The sequence below is a fragment of the Lysinibacillus sp. NPDC092081 genome (assembly GCF_044755845.1).
GTDB lineage: Bacteria > Bacillota > Bacilli > Bacillales_A > Planococcaceae > Lysinibacillus.
In genome coordinates this window covers 163,867-183,081 of sequence record NZ_JBIVRU010000001.1, presented here as the reverse complement: position 1 = coordinate 183,081, position 19,215 = coordinate 163,867, and the positions used below count along the sequence as shown (strand labels likewise).

Here is a 19,215-nt window from a genome sequence, read left to right as displayed (position 1 = left end):
TGTTATGAGAAAGGGGAAAAATAATGCATCCGAAACTACAGGCAGCAATAGATTCTATTGATTTTTACCAGGTAACATATCCAGAAGATGCTTGTATTATAGTTGCTAATACTGAGAAAGTCATTGCCTATAAGCCAGGTAAACAAGTGGACTTAAAGATTAAAGTTGGTGATCCTGTAGTGAAATATCGTGGGACAACAACTGAAAATGCTCTTAGCTTAGGAAAGTTTATTAGGGAAGAGCGAGGTTCTGAAGATTTTGGAATGGCGTATATTGCCTCAGCACAGCCTATTTTTGATGGCGGGAAAGTAGTTGGTGTGTTAAGTGCCATTATTTCGAATGAAAAAATGGATAGTATGCGTTTATTAGCGACAGAGCTTTCTAGTTCTGTTGAAGAAATGACCGCAACGAATGAAGAGTTAGCAGTAGCAAGTGTAGATGTATCAAATCGCTTGGAGGAGCTATCCAACTTTTCGGAATCAATGACTGGAGATATTCAACAAATCAATACGATTGTTAATTTAGTAAAAGATTTAGCCATGAAATCTAAAATTCTTGGATTAAATGCTTCCATTGAGGCTGCTCGCTCAGGTGAGCATGGACGGGGCTTTGCTGTTGTAGCATCTGAAATACAGAAAATGTCTCAAAGTAGTAATGAAAGTGCCAATAGCATTACAAATCAATTAGAAAGCATTAAACAATCTATTGATCAAGTCAATGAATCAGCAAATCAAATCACAGCGTTTACTCAGCAATTTTCTGTGAGTATGCAGGAATTAACAACACAGCAGAAAAATTAATGTATATTAGCGAGGTAAAAGCCTAACATATAAAAAGGATAATAGTAATTTAATTTAATCGCTATTATCCTCTATATTTATATGATATTTAAAATTTCTTGTGGTGTAGTAACTTTGTACTCGGGTTCCTCTTGTTGTACAACTTCAATAGCGTCATATCCCCAACCAACCCAAATAATAGGCACGCCCACTTTTTTACAGGCTACGATATCCCTTTGTTCATCACCAATGTATAAAACTTCTGTTGGTGTAATGCTTGAGTCTTTCAAAAATTTCTTTATCACTTTATCCTTTCCGAAAATACGGTTTGAGCAAAGAACATTTGAGACACATTGAATGCCGTTCATTTTTAGAAATTCTAAAATGTTCTCCTGTGAATTGGAGGAAACAATAAGGATTTTATAGCCCCTTTTATCAATTTCCATAAGGACTTCTTTAATACCATCATAAAGATGAACATCATTTAATGACTGACGATACAAGCGATAAAACTGTGGTAAAATCATAGGCAATTTATACATAGGAAAGTCGAATAATTTACTGCGTTCCGCTATAGATAATTTTTTCAATGCCTCGATTTCCTTTAACTCAATTCCTTTAAATTTATATTTTAGCGCAAGTGTATTCCAAGCTGATGCAAACACTGCAGTAGAATCTGCCAATGTTCCATCAAAATCAAAGATAATATATTTCATGACAAATTTTCTCCTTTATAATCTAGTTGTAAAGACGTTTTTTTCTTGAAAATGTTACTGGCTATCCATAAAAAATGACATGATTATACAGGATATGAAACAGCGTATTGTATAGAACCTTTGATGAATAATTTTTTTACTAAAGGGTAAATATTTTTTAGGTTCTTTGGTAAATATTGTACCGAAAAATGCGTTGAATTCAATAACGAAAACTTTTTTTAGTTGAATGGACAAAAAAAGTACCTGTCACCCGTTGGTATTGAGCTGGGGGACAGGTACGATTATTATGAAGCATTTTCTGTTTTTTCTCGTTTTTTTGTTAAATAATATGCATTTATTGAGGAAGTAATAGGTATGATAAGTGCGATTCCAATGCCTGCGCAAAATATCATAATTATTTCAGTAGCAAATATTTTAGAATTTATAATTTCGCCAATTGAATAAGATAAATCTTTAAACCATATGAGCAAGCTTAAATATCCACCAAAGAAAGCGAAAAATAATGTATTTGTATCTGTACCTAAAATGTCCTTTCCTATGCTTACACCTGATGTAAATAATTTTCTTCTGCTAATTGATGGGTTATGGTGAAGAATCTCATGCATGGAAGTAGCAATGGAAATGGCAACATCCAAAATTGCACCAATCGTACTCATAATAATAACGGACGCTCCAATTTGCACAAAATTGACGCCAATATAAAGTGAAAATATGCTAATTTCTTCTGTGGATTCTTCCCCAAATCCTCGAATCATTGATTTGTCCGTTACAAAAACAATAAATAGTAATAAAATTACAATTGTAATCATCGTAGAAATGAAAGCAGTCATTGTTTTACTGCTCAATCCATTAATAAAAAATAAACTAATCCAACTTATGACGGTACAGGCAATGAGCGTTAATATAATCGGACTATTCTTTTGATTGGTCATTAAAAAGATCGTGATAAAGAGTACTCCAAAGTTTAAAAATAAAGATAGAAAAGATCGTACTCCTTTTTTTCCACCAATAGCGATCATCAATATGAATAAAATGGCAGTCAACCATACTAATACATTCATTATTTTGCCCTCTTTCGATTAATGAAAAAAATAGAAGTGTATAGACTAATTGGAATCGTTAAGACAACACCGATTCCACCTGCTAGGGCTCGAGCTAATTCTAACGAAAGATTTAAGGAAAGTGTTTGCCCTAATGGATAAGAATTTTTTAAATATAAAATTAACATAGGAATTGAGCCACAAATATAAACAAAAAACAAAATACTTGTAATCGTTCCCATAATGTCTTTCCCAATATCCATCCCTGAGGTTCTCAGTGCTTTGTCAGAAATATTTTGATTTTGCTCAAATAAAGCGAACATAGAAGAAGCCATTGTGATGGAGACATCCATAACAGCCCCTAGTGCTCCAATAAATAACCCAGCCATAAAAATCACTCGATAAGGTCGTGTTAAAAATTGCATTTCTTCATATCGAATTCCATTCTCGTTTGTGATCCACAGAACTAAAGCGCTAATCAATAAAGAAATAAATGTTCCGATAAGTGTTGCAACAATCCCGGCATAAGTTTTTTCATTCAAGCCGTTAATGAGCAATAAAGAAATGATCGTAAATAAAAGAACACATATCCCACTTATAAATATCAAATTTATATTTGAATTCACATATAAATCCAAGGCGAAGGATAATACAAGAGAATTTACAATTAAACTGATGATTGAAAATAATCCTTGTCTTTTACCAACAATCAGCAAAGCAAAAATAAAAATCCACGCTACTATCAAGACGAACTGATCACGTTTTACGTCTAAAATTGTCCCAGTTAAATCTCCGTTTTTGTCCGTATTCGCTTTAATGGAAACAAATAATTTATTCCCTACATGATATTCTTGATCGAAGGCTCCAGATGTTGAATACTCATTTGTAAAATGAATAAGCTTACCTTTTTCTTCACCATTTTTTAATATAGCTGTAATAAGCTGAGTATATAAATGATCATCATTTTCATACATATCCGTTACAGGGTTTGATTCTTTTAATTCCGTTTTTATAACTTCAGCAATTGGACGATCATAAAATGCTTCATTGTGATAAACGAAAATAACAGAAGCGATAAAGCAAATTGCCATAAAGGTATAAAAAATAACTTTGTTATAAGACTTTTTCTTCAAGATGTTTTGCAATAAAAAAACCTCCAATGTGAGAAGGGAATCTAATCATAGTCGTTGCGTTCATTGCTAGAGTTAACACGAACAATGACTCACAATATCACTATGATTTTTTAATGTCAAGCAGATTAAAAAAGTGCCATTATAAAGTAACGTGCTAATTGAATAGAGGTTCCTTAATTATATAATCGAGGCTAACATGACTTTTAGCGTACTAAGTTAGTTATTGCAAAATTAAATTACTGTTATTCATTGTGAAATCTTATTAATTAAAAATCGTTTTAGAGAAATATTATGTTCTCAGCCGTGTTGATTAGGATCTATAATGACCAAAGGTGGTCGCTGTTTTAATCTTCATTTATGTAGCGAAAGTGCAAACGTAACGACAGCACTAACTTCGAATGGGAAATGAATTAGAGAAAAAATTTTTTATAAAGAATTATCTGGATAATAAAATAAAATAGTGTTATCGTAAGAAATAGCTAAATAAAATATCCTTCGGGGTCGGGTGAAATTCCCAATCGGCGGTGATGAAGAAATTCAAAGTCCGTGAGCGTAAGCTGATTTGGTGCAAATCCAAAACCGACAGTTATAGTCTGGATGGGAGAAGGGTAAAAGTGTGAGCTTTTTAAATTCGTTTGAGTTTATAAGGTTTATTTGACTATGCTTTTATGTTAACTACTTCCCATCGTTTAGTTGGGAAGTAGTTTTTTATTTTCATTCAGTAAGTGTCCAAACACCTACTGAATGAAAATAAAGCCTCCGGACGCAATTACGCCAAGGCGAAATGGATTTATTTAGCTGAAAAATTGAATAGCAGTAGTTCTTCGGGGTCGGGTGAAATTCCCAATCGGCGGTGATGAAGTAATTCAAAGTCCGTGAGCGCAAGCTGATTTGGTGCAAATCCAAAACCGACAGTGACAGTCTGGATGGGAGAAGAACGATGAGATGACAGCCTATGGAAAAAATTTATATCCATGAGGTTTATTTGCTGACGCGTCTTATGTATATGAACTCCCAAACCCCTTTAATCTAAGGGGTTTTTTGTTTGAACGGAAATTATTAAATGAATGAAAGTAGGTGAAAAAATGTTTACAGGAATTGTTGAGGATGTTGGCACCGTAAAAAACATGCAAAGCAATCGACAAAGTATGAAAATCACCGTTATTTCAAAGAAAATGGTAGAGGATGTAAAGCTCGGGGACAGTATAGCGGTCAATGGTGTTTGTTTAACAGTGATACATTTTAATGAACAAGAGCTAACGATGGATGTAATGCCTGAAACAGTGAGCGCAACAAATTTACAGCAGCTCGCAGTTGGAGATCCGGTAAATTTAGAGCGCGCTATGTCAGCTAATGGGCGTTTCGGTGGTCATTTTGTATCCGGACATGTAGACGGAGTAGGGAAAATATTGCGCAAGCGGCCATTAGCAAATGCTGTCTATATTGATATTGAACTATCAACGGAGTTAACGAGCTACTGTATTCCAAAGGGCTCCATCACAATTGACGGAACTAGCTTAACACTTTTTCATGTCGGAAAAAACAGTGTCACAGTATCCCTGATACCCCACACTTACAAGGAAACCATTTTAGGTAAGAAGAAAATTGGTGATCTCGTCAATGTAGAAACTGATTTAGTTGGAAAATACATTTTGCATCAACTTAAGCGTGGACAGGAACCGTCGACCATTTCAAGAGACTTCTTAGCACAAAACGGATTTTAGCTTCTTTCAGCGAAGTCCAAACATCTGCTGAAATAGAGGAACTCAGTCTAAGAACGCCACGTCCTGTGGCACTACCGAAATAACCGACATCGTGTCGGCCCTCACGCAGGCCTAAGCACAAAGCCGATTCCGGACGCAATTATGCCGAGGCATAATTGATCTAATAACACTTTAAGAACAGGAGGTGGCGATATTGCTACATTCAATTGAAGAAGCAATAGAGGATTTAAAACAAGGTAGGATGATTATTGTAGTAGATGACGAGGACCGAGAAAATGAAGGGGACTTACTAGCACTTGCGGAATTTATGACACCTGAAACGATTAACTTTATGGCGACCTATGGGAGAGGTCTTATTTGTACACCGATTTCACAGCAGCTTGCACAAAAATTAGCATTAAAGCCTATGGTTAATATTAATACAGATAATCATCAAACGGCATTTACCGTTAGTATAGATCATGTAGACACAACAACTGGAATTAGCGCCTTTGAACGGGCAATGACTATACAAAAAATGCTAGAGCCACAAGCAAAAGCTGCGGATTTTCGTAGACCGGGCCATGTATTCCCGTTAATTGCAAAGGAAAATGGTGTATTAGAGCGTAGAGGACATACAGAAGCTACAATTGATTTGGCCAAGCTGTGTCATAGTATTCCTGCGGGCATTATTTGTGAAATTATGGGGGACAATGGCGAAATGCTACGCTTTAATGACCTTGTTAAATATGCAACACAACATCATTTAAAAATGATTTCAATTGAAGCATTGGCAACATATCTTCAGCAACAAATAATGAAAGAAAATAAAATGACTATATAAAAGGAGAAAAGAACAATGGGTAAAACATTTGAAGCACAATTAATTGGTACGGATTTAAAAATAGCAGTAGTAGTGGGTCGTTTCAACGAATTTATTACAAGCAAATTATTAAACGGTGCATTAGATGGTTTAAAGCGTCATGGTGTGGATGAGGATTCGATTGATGTAGCATGGGTTCCTGGTGCATTTGAAGTGCCATTCATCGCAAAACAGTTAGCTGAAACAAAGAAATATGATGCCATTATTGGATTAGGTACAGTAATCCGTGGCTCAACAACACATTATGATTATGTATGTAATGAATCAGCAAAAGGAATTGCCAATGTGTCATTAACTACAAATGTACCTGTTATTTTTGGCATTGTTACTACTGAAAATATTGAACAAGCGATTGAACGTGCAGGAACTAAATCAGGAAATAAAGGTTATGACGCGGCAATGTCTGCTATTGAAATGGCAAATTTAAAGAAGATGATTGGATAAATCGTTCTTAATAATAGTATGAAAATTTCATAGGTGATTTATTCTGAGAAAGCATTTTAACTCCTTTCCGATTCCGGACGCAATTATGCCGAGGCATAATTGATACATCAAGTATTCTTGAATATTTTTTAAAAGTATGGGGAAAATATCCGTAAGTGTATCTATGTTGTTACTCATAAATGTACTAATTTGGAGCTGGCTCAGTAGGAGATGAGGAATATATCATCAATGGAACAAGAGTTAAATTTGAAATCTTTGAAGTCACTATTTCAACGCTCTGCTGATGTGATATTCCAAGAGTATTTCTTTCAGCAACATAAAGTACATTTGATAAAATGTGATGCGATGATTAGTGAGAGGTTACTGCAGACCGTTATTGTGCAACGAGTTCAATCATTATTTACTGCAACCTCGGAGGAAATGTTAGAAGAACATATACAAAACAATTTACGCGTTCCCCATCTTCAGAAAATATCAAGTAAAGATGATGCCATCACAAGAGTTTATAAAGGACATGTTTTACTCTATTTTGAAGATATGAATTTGCTGTATTCAAGTTATATCGCTAAAAAACCAAATCGGGAGCCTAAAGAAACAACTCTTGAATTAGTTGTAAGAGGTCCGAGAGATGATTTTATTGAGGATGTCTTTATCAATATTGCTTTAATGCGAAAACGATTACCTACTAATTCATTAAGTGTTGAGACCTATGAACTTGGTAAACGATCCAAAACAACCGTAGCTGTACTTTATTTTGAAGATGTCGTAAATCAAAAGATGCTTGAGGAAATTAAATTACAGCTGCAACGAATCGATACGGATATTATATTTAGTGGGGATTTATTGATGGAAAGAATTGGGCAGAGTGCAAAAATTCTACCTAGGCATGATTATACTGGACGCCCTGATTATGCTGTACAAGCTTTAGGTAGAGGACGAATTATCATCATAGTTGATGGTGTATCGTATGCCATCATTACTCCTGCTAATTCAATGTTACTTTTTAAATCGGGTGAGGATAATGAGTATCCGATTATTGTAAGTTCTATGGAGCGTATATTGCGAATAGTAGCTATCTTAATTAGTGTACTTTTACCAGGTTTTTGGCTTGCACTAACGACCCACCATCAAGAACAATTGCCATTCATCCTATTGGCAACTGTTGTTGAATCAAGAATGGGGCTCCCATTTCCAACTATTCTTGAAATATTAATGATGCTTTTTATGTTTGAATTATTTCGAGAAGCAAATATACATCTACCCAATGTCATTAGTGGGTCAATAAGTGTTGTCGGGGGATTAATTATTGGAGATGCAGCGATTAAATCAGGTGTTACAAGCCCTGCCATGATTGTAGTTATAGCTACTTCAAGTATTGCGGCTTTTACACTCGTCAATCAATCTTTTGTAACCGCAATGAGTATTCTCAGGTTAATCATCATTTTAGCATCTGCCTTTTTGGGGTTATTTGGATTCTTTGTTTCGGTGTTTTTCATCCTTCTTTATACTGCAAATTTACGTGTATTAGGTGTTCCTTACTTAAGTATGGGAGCAGATTTAGATTGGCAGGACATTAAAAGATCTTTAGTTCGCCTATCTCCTTCAGGTTATCGTAAGAGACCGAAATTTTTAAATGCACAGGATGATACAAAGACATCAAGTAGGAAAAAATAAATACTTAGCATGTAGAGATCAGGCTTTTAAAGGCCTGATCTTTTTTGCCTTTTTTTCACTTGACCTTATATTTACTTGAAGCTTTACGATGAAAATAGAAAACCAATTACAGTAGGTAAGGAGAGAAAAGTAATGAGATCTTATGAAGAATTAATCGTAGAAGTTATAAATGTAAGAGGCAGTTACTATCAAATTGGGCTTCAGCAAAGTAAAGAACTACTGTCAACTTCTCATCCAATACAGAATGAATCTCTGAATTTTATAAATGTCCAAATGGCAAAACAACTACTACAATTTCATTCCCCTAGTCTTTTGCAAGAAATGGAAGGATTGGCCGTTGGATTAGCTCAAACGCTGGATTCTGTCATTGATATATATAGTGGCTATAATATTACCTTTCCTGAAATGGGCTGTACATCTTTTGTGCTAGATGGAAATTATATTAGAAACTATGATTTTAGTCCAACATTGTATGATGCAAGACTTGTATTTTCTAATCCAATGAATGGATATGCAAGTGTTGGATTTAGCCAACAAATTATCGGTAGACTTGATGGGATGAATGAGTGCGGGTTAGTTGTCGGTCTGCATTTTGTCAACAATGAGTACCATGGTGAGGGCTTTATTGCTCCAACGATTGTCCGAATATTATTAGAACAATGTAAAAATATTGAAGAAGCACTTAAATTAATTACAGAACTCCCACATGGCTATTGTTACAATTACTCAATGACAGATCAAAGTGGTCAATCTTTAGTAGTAGAAGCTTCCCCACAAAAGCAGGAATTAAGATATGAAAATCCATTAATTTGTACGAATCATTTTCAAGCAACGAGTATGAAAGAGAAAAATAAGAAAAACATTCAAGGGTCCGTCAATCGAAAACATTTTATAAATAATTTAATAGAAAAGAATTTGACTACAATCGCTGCATACCGACATTTTAATAATGGAAATTCTCCGTTATTTTTCAAACACTATGAAGAGTACTTTGGCACATTGCATACCATAGTTTATTCGCCAAAGCTTCTAGAAGTTATCGTTGGAATAGGAGAGGATGCAGAACCGATAACAATTTCTTTTAAAGATTATTTGAACGAAGCTCTTACGCTTCCTAAAAGGTTAAAAGGTTGGATTGATTTAAACTACAAAGATGGAATGGAATAAGCAATATAGAATAAGGAGGGGGCATGATAAAAATTCTTCTCCTTTTTAGTTTACTTTCTAGAGAAGGATTATTAAACTAATGGTTGCGACTAGAACGATGTTTCGCTCGAAAAATAAAAATTGTTTTAGCATTTTATCAGTTCCAGACAGACTTCTCCAACGTCAATAATGGGAGGGAGATAGCCCAAAAAGTAAGTGGCGATAGAATGTGGGTTGGTAATAGTCAAAACTCTCTTGGGATGATAAGATAAGAACGAATATTGTTATTTAGAGAGGCGAAGAATCCTGAATCGTATGCATTTACCCAAGCTGATTCCGGAAGTAATTATGCTGAGGCATAATTGAACAACCATAAAAAAGAAGTTTACAATAATGGATTGAATCATTTCCCCAGTAGAGAGTGTGACATGATGTTAACTTCGGCTAACGATTTTTGTATTTAATGCGAAAGCCAAGCCCAACTAAATTAAGGCATTATTCATGTCTATAGATAAGGAAGTACCAGTTTGTATGAAAACACGAAAAATAAAACTAATTTTAATACTATCAACTCTCTTATTAGTACTGTTTACAAGTTTAAACATCTTTACATCTTATATAAAAATGAAAAAGACAGTAGAAGAGTCAATAGCGAACCAAAGTCTGAAAGCGGCTATTTCTATCGCATCTACTATTGATGTAGAGGCGTACAAACAATTTTTAGATAACCCCGAGGAAAATGAGTATTATTGGCAAATAAGAAGCTACTTAAACGATGCAAGAGTAAAAATAGGTGCCTTATTTGTTTATACATTAGAGATTGATAATCCAAAGGTATCCAAAGCAATGATTATGGGTTTACCAAGTGAAGTTAAAGGCTTTTATATCGGAATGGACTGTACAGTACCCGAGACACAAGTGCAAAAAGCTTATAATGGAGAAACATTTACAACAGATGTAATACAAGATTCTATACATGGCTCCTACTTAACTGTTGGTGCACCGATTAAGGATGAAACAGGGGCGGTTATTGCATACATAGGAATTGATATTAGTGCAGCCACATTAAATGACATTAAGGGAAAAGTGATCGAAGACAATCTTTTAGTCTTTATTTTTAATGGTGTACTTATTTTAATCGTGATTGGCTCTGTTTTCTTCTTACAGAGATGGTATCAAAAAGAAGTAGCGAAGGAAGTTGGAGCGACAGAAGATACATATCAAGCAGAAATTAAAACTTTAATCACTTCCGTGTCCTCTTTAAGACATGATTTCACAAATCACATACAAGTACTGCATGGATTTCTGCAATTAGACAAACCTGATCAGGCTAAACAATATTTATATTCACTATCCAAAGAGGTTCAGGCAATTAAGTCACTCAAATTAAATATTGATCATCCTGGCTTGGCGATATTATTACAAACGAAAAAACTGACTGCACAAAATCATAATATTGATATGGATTTTTCAGTCTCACCAGATGCATTTAATAAAATTAAAACAACGGATTTAATCAAAATCTTGTCGAATTTAATAGATAATGCGATTGATGCGGCAAATGAATTACCGGAAGAGCAACGAAAAATTACAATTTGCTGCAAAGCGGATGATAAGCAATATGAATTTAAGGTTACAAATACCGGACCAAATATTGTAGAAGCAGGTCAAATATTCAAGCAAGGATTTTCCACTAAAAAACCAGAATCTGGTAAAATAAGAGGCCAGGGCTTGTTTATTGTGAATGAAATTGTTAATAAGTACGACGGTCAAATTTCTATCGATTCATCCAAACATTTAGAGACAACAGCAATAGTAACCATTCCAATAAAGTAAATTTCTAAACTTCCTACAGAAAATTGTAGGAAGTTTTTTTATCTTTATTGATTGAAGTCTCGACCGACTAAATAAAAGGTTTTAGCGGCGAAGTAAAGGGGTTTACCGGCTAAAAGGGGAGTTTTAGCGGCGAAGTAAAAGGATCTAGTGGCTAAATGGTAAGTTCCACCGGCAAAATAAAGGAATTAACGGTTAATTTAGCTGCTCTACCGATGAAGTAACTCCTTCACTATGCAAAAAAGCTGTTTTAACTTTCATATTTACATTTTTTGAGCAATTCATTTCATATATTACTAATAATCAACATGGTATTCTATTAGGAGGGGATGAAATATTTGGATAAATCAATCCTTGATTTATTGAAAAAGGGTGGATTCGTTTTGTATGCAAGGCATGGCCAAGCAACTGTCGGGGGAGATCAGCCAAATTTAAATTTTCAAGATTGTTTTACTCAAAGAAATTTGTCTGAAGTTGGGCGAAGGGAAGCTATTTACTTTGGACAAATGCTACGCTATCTACAAATTCCAATCAGTTCACCGATTGTCGTAAGTCCTTTTTGTCGAACAATTGAAACGGCACAGCTCGCATTTCCTTATGCCCATATTCAAATTGATCCAATGGGGTATGAAATTTACAAATTGGGTGGAAACATTCCTATCGTTGAAAAAACAAATATATTATCAAATCTGCAATCGATGTTAGAAAGAACGCCACCGCAGGGTATGAATCAAGTAATCATTGCCCATAGCTTTCCTGAAAGTGTTGGATTAGGAGGGATTACAAACATGGGAATGGTTATTGTTAAGCCAAAAGGTCCAGGAAACGGGTATGAAATAATAAAAAAATTAACTTTAGAGGAGCTACCTCTTCTTGGTAGTAGCTCAAATTAAAATAAGGATGGGAGAAAAGCATGGACATAAAAACGGTCTCACAGTGCACTTTAGAGGAAACTTTAAAAACTTGGAATAAAGGCTTTGAGGGGTATTTTGTACAAATAGAAATGAATGAAGAAATGTTTTTAAACCGACTCGTTGGAGAAGGACTATCGCCAGAGCTTTCAATCGTCGCATTTGATCATAATAATCCTGTGGGTATTGTATTAAATGGCTTCAGACAAATAGATGGTATGAAAACCTCTTGGAATGGCGGAACAGGCATTTCTCCAGACTATCGCGGTAAAGGTGTTTCTCGTGTATTAATGGAAGAAACCATCGCCATCTATAAAAGAGAGAATGTGGAAGTTGCAACGCTTGAAGCTATAAAAGAGAATAAAGTAGCAATTGCGTTATATGAGAAGTATGGCTATACAATTACAAATCAATTGCTATTTTTAAGTGGCGAATATGAAGCAAGAGTAGAGGAGCAAGCCACAATTTATGTGGAAACTATTAGACCAGAGCAGCTATCACATTTATCTTTTTATCAGGAAGATGTTCCTTGGCAATGTAGCTGGCAAAGTAATAAACAAGGTGAAGCTAAAGTTTTTTACAACGAGAATAATGAAGCGATAGGCTATATGTTATATAGAATAGTATGGGATAAGGATGGAGCCATCGACCACATAGTGCTTTATCAATTAGAGCTATTGGAGAATGGCAATGTAGAACATATTCCACACTTTATCGCAAGCATTACAAATCATAAAGTAAATTTAGCCACAGTTAACTTTTTAGCAAGCAATCCAGCTACGAGCTATTTGATGGAAATTGGGCTAGAAGTGAGGACAGAGCAAGTGCAAATGAAAAAGAAAATGGATCAATAGTTTGTGAGGTGAGTAGAGAAAATTAGGGAAGGCTTGAAATGTCAATGTTAGCATGGAACAGTTTTGCTTGAGAGCTAGTATCTTTATTTGGATTTGTACCAGGTTGTAAACATCCAAGAATTCCAGTATACTAATCCGATAAAGAATGTAAATAAAGGATGAATTTAAATGACGTTTGAAGAGATATTACCACGCTTAAAAGCGGGAGAAAAAGTAATTCGTAAAGGTTGGGGCGGTGCCGAATTGTATGTGAAGCTTGTTGGACAAAGCGAACATGACGGCGAGGCTTTGAATCCTTATTTTTTAATTAATGTACGTGGTGAGGGCTATACAATGTTCACACCGACAGTCTGTGATCTATTAGCGGAAGATTGGATAATTGTCAATTAATCGAAAGTGCCATCTCAAATGAGGTGGTTTCTTTGTTTTTTGAGGAGAGATATATATGAAGTTTGAAGAATATAACGGTAAAACGGTATTTGTAACGGGGGCTGCTTCAGGTATTGGTCAAGCCCAAGTTATTGCATTTTTAAATAATGGGGCGAGTGTATTCGGGTTTGATTTAGATGAGCAAGGGTTAGTAAATCTACATAACCAATTTCCTGAACAATTTGCCTATGAAGTAGGTAGTGTATGTAATAAGAACGATGTAGAGCAAGCATTTGAAGCTGCGATTTCTATATTTGAGCAAGTAGATATTTTATTAAATACCGCAGGCGTTTTAGATGGCTTTGCTAAAACGCTTGATACAGATGAGGCGCTTTGGGATAAAATTATGAATACCAATGTAAAAGGTACTTATTTTGTGACAAATACGATATTACCCCATATGGTTAAACGAAAATCTGGCACAATCGTTAATATGGCATCTATTGCTGGACTTGTTGCCGGCGGTGGAGGTGCGGCATATACAGCGTCTAAACATGCAATTGTTGGCTATACGAAGCAGTTAGACTTAGATTATTGTCGTGCAGGAATTCGTGCCAACGCCATTGCACCGGGAGCCATTCAAACACCGATGAACAAAGCGGATTTTGAAGGTGATGGTGCAATTGCAAAATGGGTCGCCGATGAAACGCCTGCTGGACGCTGGGCCCAACCAAGTGAAGTGGCAAGTTTAACACTTTATTTGGCTAGTCAATCAGCTGATTATATACACGGTGCCATTATACCGATTGATGGCGGATGGCTTACTAAATAGTATTGTTCAATCGTAAATTCTTCTGCTATAATACGCAAGTAAGCAAAAATTCAGCTTGCACTGCGGCACTTCAGATAGGGCGAAAAGCTCTCTTCCTTTGGCCGTAGTTATTACTAAAATAGCGAATATGCTATTTTACAAAGGAGAATAAAATTGAATACATCTATTGTAAAAGATTCTAGCCGTACTTCTGTAACCGAACTTACAAAGACGGCACTTGTTGCAGCTTTATATGTGGCTGTAACTGTTTTATTGTCAGTCATTAGTTTTGGGGCAGTTCAACTACGCCTGTCGGAGATGTTTAACTACCTGGCACTATACAACAAGCGCTATGTGTTAGCAGTGACTCTAGGAGTAGTACTCGCAAATTTCATGTCACCAACGTGGATATTAGATGTTCCTATTGGTGGAATTGCGACATTTCTCGTTTTAATTCTTTGCCGAAAAGTAACGAAAAATATAACAAATGATATTATGAAAATGGTTATAACTGCATTGATTTTTGCTATATCAATGTTCACCGTTGCAGGACAATTAACAATTCTCTATGATCTTCCGTTTTGGGCAACCTGGTTTACAGTAGGTGTTGGAGAATTGCTATCCATGACTGTTGGTGGTATGACTGTTTATTTATTAAATAAAAAAATTGATTTGACGAAATAGATTAAAGTAAAACATACTAACATTAGTAGCACAAACCAAGGTCATGGTTTGTGCTACTATTTTTTTATAGTAGAAGTGAAGAAAAGCCGACCAGCCTCTGGGACCATTTGTGAGTCAATCGGCTAACTTCATGCCCTTATATGAATCAGTTTAGTATGTTGGGTCCAAGAGATCGTGTATAAGAAAGTGGAATCGATAAGGTACTGTGAAGGCTTCTATGATTGGTCAAAAGGAGAAGAATAAGATGAAACATGTCATTGCGTTAGATGTCAGTAAAGGAAAAAGTACAGTGGCGATTTATGATGGTCACCGCCAATGTGAATTTGAAGGTGTGCTGCATCATACACGGGGTGATTTCGAGCGATTACACGAACGAATGGAAGAGATGACAAAGCAAGATGGACAAGCGCCAGATATCGTATTTGAAGCAACTGGCATCTATTCAAAACCTGTTGAAGCGTTTTTCAAAGATTACGGCTATGTATACTGCCGCATGAATCCACTTGAACGAATTTACAGATGGCAACGATGCGTCGCAATAAAACCGATATCAGTGATGCCCATGAACTCGCGAAGACACATTTCAAAATGGAACGCAAAACAACGTACATACAAGACGATTATTATGAACAGATGCGTGCACTGACTCGTTATTACGATGAAATTGACGAAGAAATCATTTTACTCAAAAGTAGAATGCATGCCATTTTACAGTTGAGTTTTCCAGAATTAGAAAAGCTGATTACACCGAGTTCAGCACTATTTTTAAATATTGTACAACTATATCCGCACCCCGCACTTTTACAGGCCCATTCAAAAACGATTATTAAAAATCGTTTAAAGGTCAATACGCGAAAAAGATTAACGCAAATGCGTGCGGAGGCTAAAGCTATTACATTATTAGAAGCAGCTGAAAATAGTTATCCAGCGATTAAACCCACAGATATTCGTTGTGATCAAGCACGAGATTACGCAGCTCGCATTGCGGATTTACTAGAGAAGAAAGATGCGCTTGTGAAACAGATGGTGCAATTGTCGGAAGGAAGAAAAGAATATTTAGTATTTCGTTCGATTCCTGGGATTGGCGATTCAACGGCGTGCCGATTAATTGGAGAGATTGGTGACATCCGCCGCTTTCAAAATGCGAAACAACTGAACGCTTACGCAGGCATTGATATTATGCGGTACCAGTCTGGGAATACGCAATATCGAGACAGGATTAATAAACGAGGAAACAAACATTTACGGAAGATTTTATATTTTATGGTGTGCGCCATGCTTATGGCTAAAGGAAAACCGAATCATTTTGTGGACTATTACTACAAATTAAAAAAGCAACCTCAGAGGAAGCCTCATAAGGTTGCGATCATCGCCTGCATCAATAAGTTACTGACGCGTGGCATTCTTTACGATTATGAGTCCGCACTACCAGCTCAGAAATCGTAATCACCTACATAGAACTATATCATAATGACCTTTCGAAAAAAATAAAAATCGTCAGGTCTTTTTGGCGTATCTAAAAATGAGTGTGAAGTGGTGAGGGATATCCCTCACCACTTCACACTCATAAAAATATAAATTATTCTTTAAATAAGGTTGACTAATCGTAAGAAAGAGGCTGGGACACAACTAGCTGATATTATAGAGAAATCGACGCTGTTCGATTTCTCTTTTTTGTGCTCCTGGCATGAACTTGGTGGTGAATGGCCCTCTTAAAAAAATAAACTAACTAATTATAAAAAAGCGAATATTATAAATTTTCCACTTTTTTATAATTTTGGGGTGATAAATATATGTATATTCAATCAAAGGTGAACGCCAACATTTACCTGACAAATTTATATTTATTCATGGTAAAGAGTGTTTTGAAATAGGCCGAAAAAAATATGTCCAGTTTTATTGAATTGTTTCCTTACCTAACAGGTACATATATAATATATAGAATATTATTTTTTTTCAGAAACTTTTAAAAATAGTTGTTGAAAATATTTTGAAAATTAGTATAATAATGTCAAAGGGGGTGTTTATTATGAAATTAAACATTAAAAGTGTAGATGTTCAATCGAATACAAAAGAGAATAAAACTTCACTACAATTACTTCAAGCAGGTTGTTGTTGCGGAGGTGGTAGCGAAATTCGTCCACTTAAAAAAAAATAAACTAACATTTGTATTAAATAATTGTGAAAAAGTAGCGAATATTATAAATTTGCTACTTTTTTATAACTTTGAGGTGATAAATATATGTATATTCAATCAAAGGGTGAACTCCAACATTTACCTGACAAATTATTATTTACTAATGGTAATGATTGTTTTGAAATAGACGGAGAAGATATGTCCAATTTTAATAAATTGTTTCCTTACCTAACTGGTACAGTTCCTTTAATTGAGTTGAGTAAAATAGTAGGAATAGAGGAACAAGATCTTTTAGAATTTTTTTATGAGTTGGAAAATAAAGGGCTAGTTATGATTGGAAACAAACCTTTTATGAGAGCTAGCTTGATCTCTGAAGGTTTAGATAAAAAAAAGTTAAATGAACTTTTTGATATACCAACTTTAAATCATGTTATATCTATTACTAATTTAGCTGATATACATAGTGATAATACAGACATTGTAATAGTGATTGATAGTGATGAAAGTGAGTTTTTTCCCCAAGTACAAAATTACTTAAGTACCATTAAAGTCCCCTGGATAAAGTTTTCTTTTAGTTATTCTAAAATTTTCATGGGTCCAATTTTCTTCCCAGATGGGGGACCTTGCTTCAACTGCTTCCAGAGTCGCGTTAGTAGAACTGAGAAGAGCGCTAAAATTAATAAAAGTTTAGGGGATTTAGAATCATATTTTGCGCCACTTATTGAAAAGGAATTATTGAAGTTTTGTAGAGAAAAAACGCCAATACAATGTTTTAATACTGAAATTGTTTTAGATACAGAAGCACTTGAAATTATCAAATATCCTGTGTTCCAAATGCCTGATTGTTTATTCTGTAGAGGTGAAGTTTATGTTTGAACAATTAATTAAAGGGAACAACTTAAGGGCAAGTTTTATATCTACATTTAACGAAATTCTTCCTTTGCCTGGTTCACCAAGACTTTTTAGATATTTAGCCGTAATTAATAGTGAGCAAAGTAATTTGAGTAGCGGTTCTGGATTCTCAATAAATAGAAATCATGCTAAAGCAGCTGCTATTGGCGAAAGTATTGAAAGATATTGTGCTAAACAACAATTAAATGCAAAGGATATATATTATAAAAAATACACAGAAATAAGCGAAATAGCTCTTAATCCTTTAATGATTACTAGATATACAGAAGAACAATATCTGAATACTACCTTATATCAAGACGTTGATTTTGATGAACCAAGAGCTTGGGTAGTTGCTAAAAATTTAGCTAATAATCAAGAAATATTAGTTCCGTTTGAATTGATTTATTTATCTTCGCCTCCGACTAATTTACCTCTAAGGGACATAATATCTACAGGATTAGCCTGCGGTCAGAATTTAGACAAAGCAATTCTTAGTGGTTTTAATGAATGTATAGAAAGAGATGCTTTTATAAACTTTTGGTTGCTTGGAGGTGTAAGAGGGGAAATAGATTTAATTACACTTAATGATGCATATATTGAAAAGTTAATAGAGACTGCTACTAATAGCAACTTAGAGATAAGAGTCTATGATATTACTACGGATTTAGAAATACCGTCAATTTTAACAGTTGTTAAAGTAAAAGGTAAGGAAGGGTTTTATCTAGGATGTGCAAGTGGCCTCGAATTTCTTTATACAATAAGAAAGTCAATTGAAGAAGGATTAGGAGGATTTTCGATTTACTATGAATTGATTCATCATTATAAGCAACCTATTGCTAAAAAACTAGATAATACTTCTAATTTAGATGATCACCCTCTTTATTATTTAGCAGGCAGAAATGATGAAATCTTATCAAAATTGCTACCTGATTCGATACCTAAAATAACTTTTGAAAACAAAAAATTGCAGTTTATAGATGTTATAGAAAATATTAATCGTTTAGGGCATGAAATTTATTTTAGTGATATTACAACCGAAGATGTTAAACGAATGGGTGTATCTGTTGTAAGAGTTGTAATACCAACTTTGTGTTTTCTCTCAATTAATGAACCTTTATTAAATTGTTCAAGGTTACAAGAGAAAGCTTCTATATTAGGAAAGAAAATAAATTTAGAACCACATCCATTTCCGTAAGGAGGGTAC

Annotated in this window: 17 protein-coding genes, 2 pseudogenes and 2 riboswitches; of the genes and pseudogenes, 16 read left to right on the top strand and 3 right to left on the bottom strand. The window is 34.8% G+C overall.

Going from position 1 to position 19,215, the window contains the following annotated elements:
* The first annotated feature begins 23 nt into the window (after positions 1-23).
* Positions 24-800, top strand: coding sequence for a methyl-accepting chemotaxis protein (locus ACIQLB_RS00925; protein ID WP_400719856.1), 777 nt, complete (start codon positions 24-26; stop codon positions 798-800).
* 77 nt (positions 801-877) lie between these two features.
* Here ACIQLB_RS00925 and ACIQLB_RS00920 read toward each other — a convergent pair whose 3' ends face one another.
* From ACIQLB_RS00920 to ACIQLB_RS00910, 3 genes are all read right to left on the bottom strand, one after another.
* Complete coding sequence (locus tag ACIQLB_RS00920) at positions 878-1,495, bottom strand: HAD hydrolase-like protein (RefSeq protein WP_400719854.1); 618 nt, start codon at positions 1,493-1,495, stop codon at positions 878-880.
* 284 nt (positions 1,496-1,779) lie between these two features.
* Complete coding sequence (locus ACIQLB_RS00915; RefSeq protein ID WP_400719852.1) at positions 1,780-2,556, bottom strand: YibE/F family protein; 777 nt, start codon at positions 2,554-2,556, stop codon at positions 1,780-1,782.
* The gene (locus tag ACIQLB_RS00910) at positions 2,556-3,626 is read right to left on the bottom strand and encodes a YibE/F family protein (RefSeq protein ID WP_400721625.1); all 1,071 of its coding nucleotides are present in this window, start codon (positions 3,624-3,626) and stop codon (positions 2,556-2,558) included. The genes ACIQLB_RS00915 and ACIQLB_RS00910 overlap by 1 nt, the downstream gene beginning before the upstream one ends.
* 529 nt (positions 3,627-4,155) lie before the next feature.
* A riboswitch (FMN riboswitch) is annotated at positions 4,156-4,281 on the top strand.
* A 203-nt stretch (positions 4,282-4,484) separates the two neighbouring features.
* A riboswitch (FMN riboswitch) is annotated at positions 4,485-4,610 on the top strand.
* A gap of 143 nt (positions 4,611-4,753) precedes the next feature.
* Here ACIQLB_RS00910 and ribE point away from each other — a divergent pair.
* From ribE to ACIQLB_RS00835, 15 genes and pseudogenes are all read left to right on the top strand, one after another.
* The gene (ribE, locus tag ACIQLB_RS00905) at positions 4,754-5,392 is read left to right on the top strand and encodes a riboflavin synthase (RefSeq protein WP_400719850.1); all 639 of its coding nucleotides are present in this window, start codon (positions 4,754-4,756) and stop codon (positions 5,390-5,392) included.
* 193 nt (positions 5,393-5,585) lie between these two features.
* Positions 5,586-6,173 (top strand): annotated as a pseudogene (gene ribB, locus ACIQLB_RS00900) (3,4-dihydroxy-2-butanone-4-phosphate synthase); the annotation flags it as partial.
* A 57-nt stretch (positions 6,174-6,230) separates the two neighbouring features.
* Positions 6,231-6,698, top strand: coding sequence for a 6,7-dimethyl-8-ribityllumazine synthase (gene ribH, locus ACIQLB_RS00895; RefSeq protein ID WP_400719848.1), 468 nt, complete (start codon positions 6,231-6,233; stop codon positions 6,696-6,698).
* Positions 6,699-6,926: 228 nt separating this feature from the next.
* The gene (locus ACIQLB_RS00890) at positions 6,927-8,372 is read left to right on the top strand and encodes a spore germination protein (protein ID WP_400719846.1); all 1,446 of its coding nucleotides are present in this window, start codon (positions 6,927-6,929) and stop codon (positions 8,370-8,372) included.
* A gap of 132 nt (positions 8,373-8,504) precedes the next feature.
* Positions 8,505-9,539, top strand: a complete 1,035-nt coding sequence (locus tag ACIQLB_RS00885) for a C45 family autoproteolytic acyltransferase/hydrolase (protein ID WP_400719844.1) — start codon at positions 8,505-8,507, stop codon at positions 9,537-9,539.
* Positions 9,540-10,049: 510 nt separating this feature from the next.
* Positions 10,050-11,354: a sensor histidine kinase gene (locus tag ACIQLB_RS00880; protein ID WP_400719842.1), complete on the top strand. Its 1,305-nt coding sequence runs from the start codon at positions 10,050-10,052 to the stop codon at positions 11,352-11,354.
* Positions 11,355-11,680: 326 nt separating this feature from the next.
* Positions 11,681-12,244, top strand: a complete 564-nt coding sequence (locus ACIQLB_RS00875) for a histidine phosphatase family protein (RefSeq protein WP_400719840.1) — start codon at positions 11,681-11,683, stop codon at positions 12,242-12,244.
* Positions 12,245-12,264: 20 nt separating this feature from the next.
* Positions 12,265-13,116, top strand: coding sequence for a GNAT family N-acetyltransferase (locus tag ACIQLB_RS00870; protein ID WP_400719838.1), 852 nt, complete (start codon positions 12,265-12,267; stop codon positions 13,114-13,116).
* A 168-nt stretch (positions 13,117-13,284) separates the two neighbouring features.
* Complete coding sequence (locus ACIQLB_RS00865; RefSeq protein WP_049666662.1) at positions 13,285-13,506, top strand: DUF2829 domain-containing protein; 222 nt, start codon at positions 13,285-13,287, stop codon at positions 13,504-13,506.
* A gap of 55 nt (positions 13,507-13,561) precedes the next feature.
* Entirely contained in the window at positions 13,562-14,317 is a 756-nt protein-coding gene (locus ACIQLB_RS00860) for a 3-oxoacyl-ACP reductase (protein ID WP_400719835.1), read from the top strand.
* A 153-nt stretch (positions 14,318-14,470) separates the two neighbouring features.
* Positions 14,471-14,980: a QueT transporter family protein gene (locus tag ACIQLB_RS00855; protein WP_400719833.1), complete on the top strand. Its 510-nt coding sequence runs from the start codon at positions 14,471-14,473 to the stop codon at positions 14,978-14,980.
* A 244-nt stretch (positions 14,981-15,224) separates the two neighbouring features.
* A pseudogene (locus ACIQLB_RS00850) lies at positions 15,225-16,426 on the top strand (IS110 family RNA-guided transposase).
* A gap of 583 nt (positions 16,427-17,009) precedes the next feature.
* Positions 17,010-17,138 carry a hypothetical protein gene (locus tag ACIQLB_RS00845; protein ID WP_400719831.1) on the top strand — a complete coding sequence of 43 codons (129 nt, stop codon included), beginning with the start codon at positions 17,010-17,012 and terminating at the stop codon, positions 17,136-17,138.
* Positions 17,139-17,222: 84 nt separating this feature from the next.
* On the top strand, positions 17,223-17,993 hold the full coding sequence (locus tag ACIQLB_RS00840) for a hypothetical protein (protein ID WP_400719829.1): 771 nt from the start codon (positions 17,223-17,225) through the stop codon (positions 17,991-17,993).
* Positions 17,986-19,206 carry a YcaO-like family protein gene (locus tag ACIQLB_RS00835; protein ID WP_400719827.1) on the top strand — a complete coding sequence of 407 codons (1,221 nt, stop codon included), beginning with the start codon at positions 17,986-17,988 and terminating at the stop codon, positions 19,204-19,206. Before ACIQLB_RS00840 ends, ACIQLB_RS00835 begins: the two co-directional genes overlap by 8 nt.
* The last annotated feature ends 9 nt before the right edge of the window (positions 19,207-19,215 follow it).

Coding starts and splice junctions, on each gene's coding strand:
- ACIQLB_RS00925 (WP_400719856.1), top strand. CDS start 24: ATGCATCCGAAACTACAGGCAGCAATAGATTCTATTGATTTTTACCAG.
- ACIQLB_RS00920 (WP_400719854.1), bottom strand. CDS start 1,495: ATGAAATATATTATCTTTGATTTTGATGGAACATTGGCAGATTCTACT.
- ACIQLB_RS00915 (WP_400719852.1), bottom strand. CDS start 2,556: ATGAATGTATTAGTATGGTTGACTGCCATTTTATTCATATTGATGATC.
- ACIQLB_RS00910 (WP_400721625.1), bottom strand. CDS start 3,626: ATGGCAATTTGCTTTATCGCTTCTGTTATTTTCGTTTATCACAATGAA.
- ribE (WP_400719850.1), top strand. CDS start 4,754: ATGTTTACAGGAATTGTTGAGGATGTTGGCACCGTAAAAAACATGCAA.
- ribH (WP_400719848.1), top strand. CDS start 6,231: ATGGGTAAAACATTTGAAGCACAATTAATTGGTACGGATTTAAAAATA.
- ACIQLB_RS00890 (WP_400719846.1), top strand. CDS start 6,927: ATGGAACAAGAGTTAAATTTGAAATCTTTGAAGTCACTATTTCAACGC.
- ACIQLB_RS00885 (WP_400719844.1), top strand. CDS start 8,505: ATGAGATCTTATGAAGAATTAATCGTAGAAGTTATAAATGTAAGAGGC.
- ACIQLB_RS00880 (WP_400719842.1), top strand. CDS start 10,050: ATGAAAACACGAAAAATAAAACTAATTTTAATACTATCAACTCTCTTA.
- ACIQLB_RS00875 (WP_400719840.1), top strand. CDS start 11,681: ATGAAATATTTGGATAAATCAATCCTTGATTTATTGAAAAAGGGTGGA.
- ACIQLB_RS00870 (WP_400719838.1), top strand. CDS start 12,265: ATGGACATAAAAACGGTCTCACAGTGCACTTTAGAGGAAACTTTAAAA.
- ACIQLB_RS00865 (WP_049666662.1), top strand. CDS start 13,285: ATGACGTTTGAAGAGATATTACCACGCTTAAAAGCGGGAGAAAAAGTA.
- ACIQLB_RS00860 (WP_400719835.1), top strand. CDS start 13,562: ATGAAGTTTGAAGAATATAACGGTAAAACGGTATTTGTAACGGGGGCT.
- ACIQLB_RS00845 (WP_400719831.1), top strand. CDS start 17,010: ATGAAATTAAACATTAAAAGTGTAGATGTTCAATCGAATACAAAAGAG.
- ACIQLB_RS00840 (WP_400719829.1), top strand. CDS start 17,223: ATGTATATTCAATCAAAGGGTGAACTCCAACATTTACCTGACAAATTA.
- ACIQLB_RS00835 (WP_400719827.1), top strand. CDS start 17,986: ATGTTTGAACAATTAATTAAAGGGAACAACTTAAGGGCAAGTTTTATA.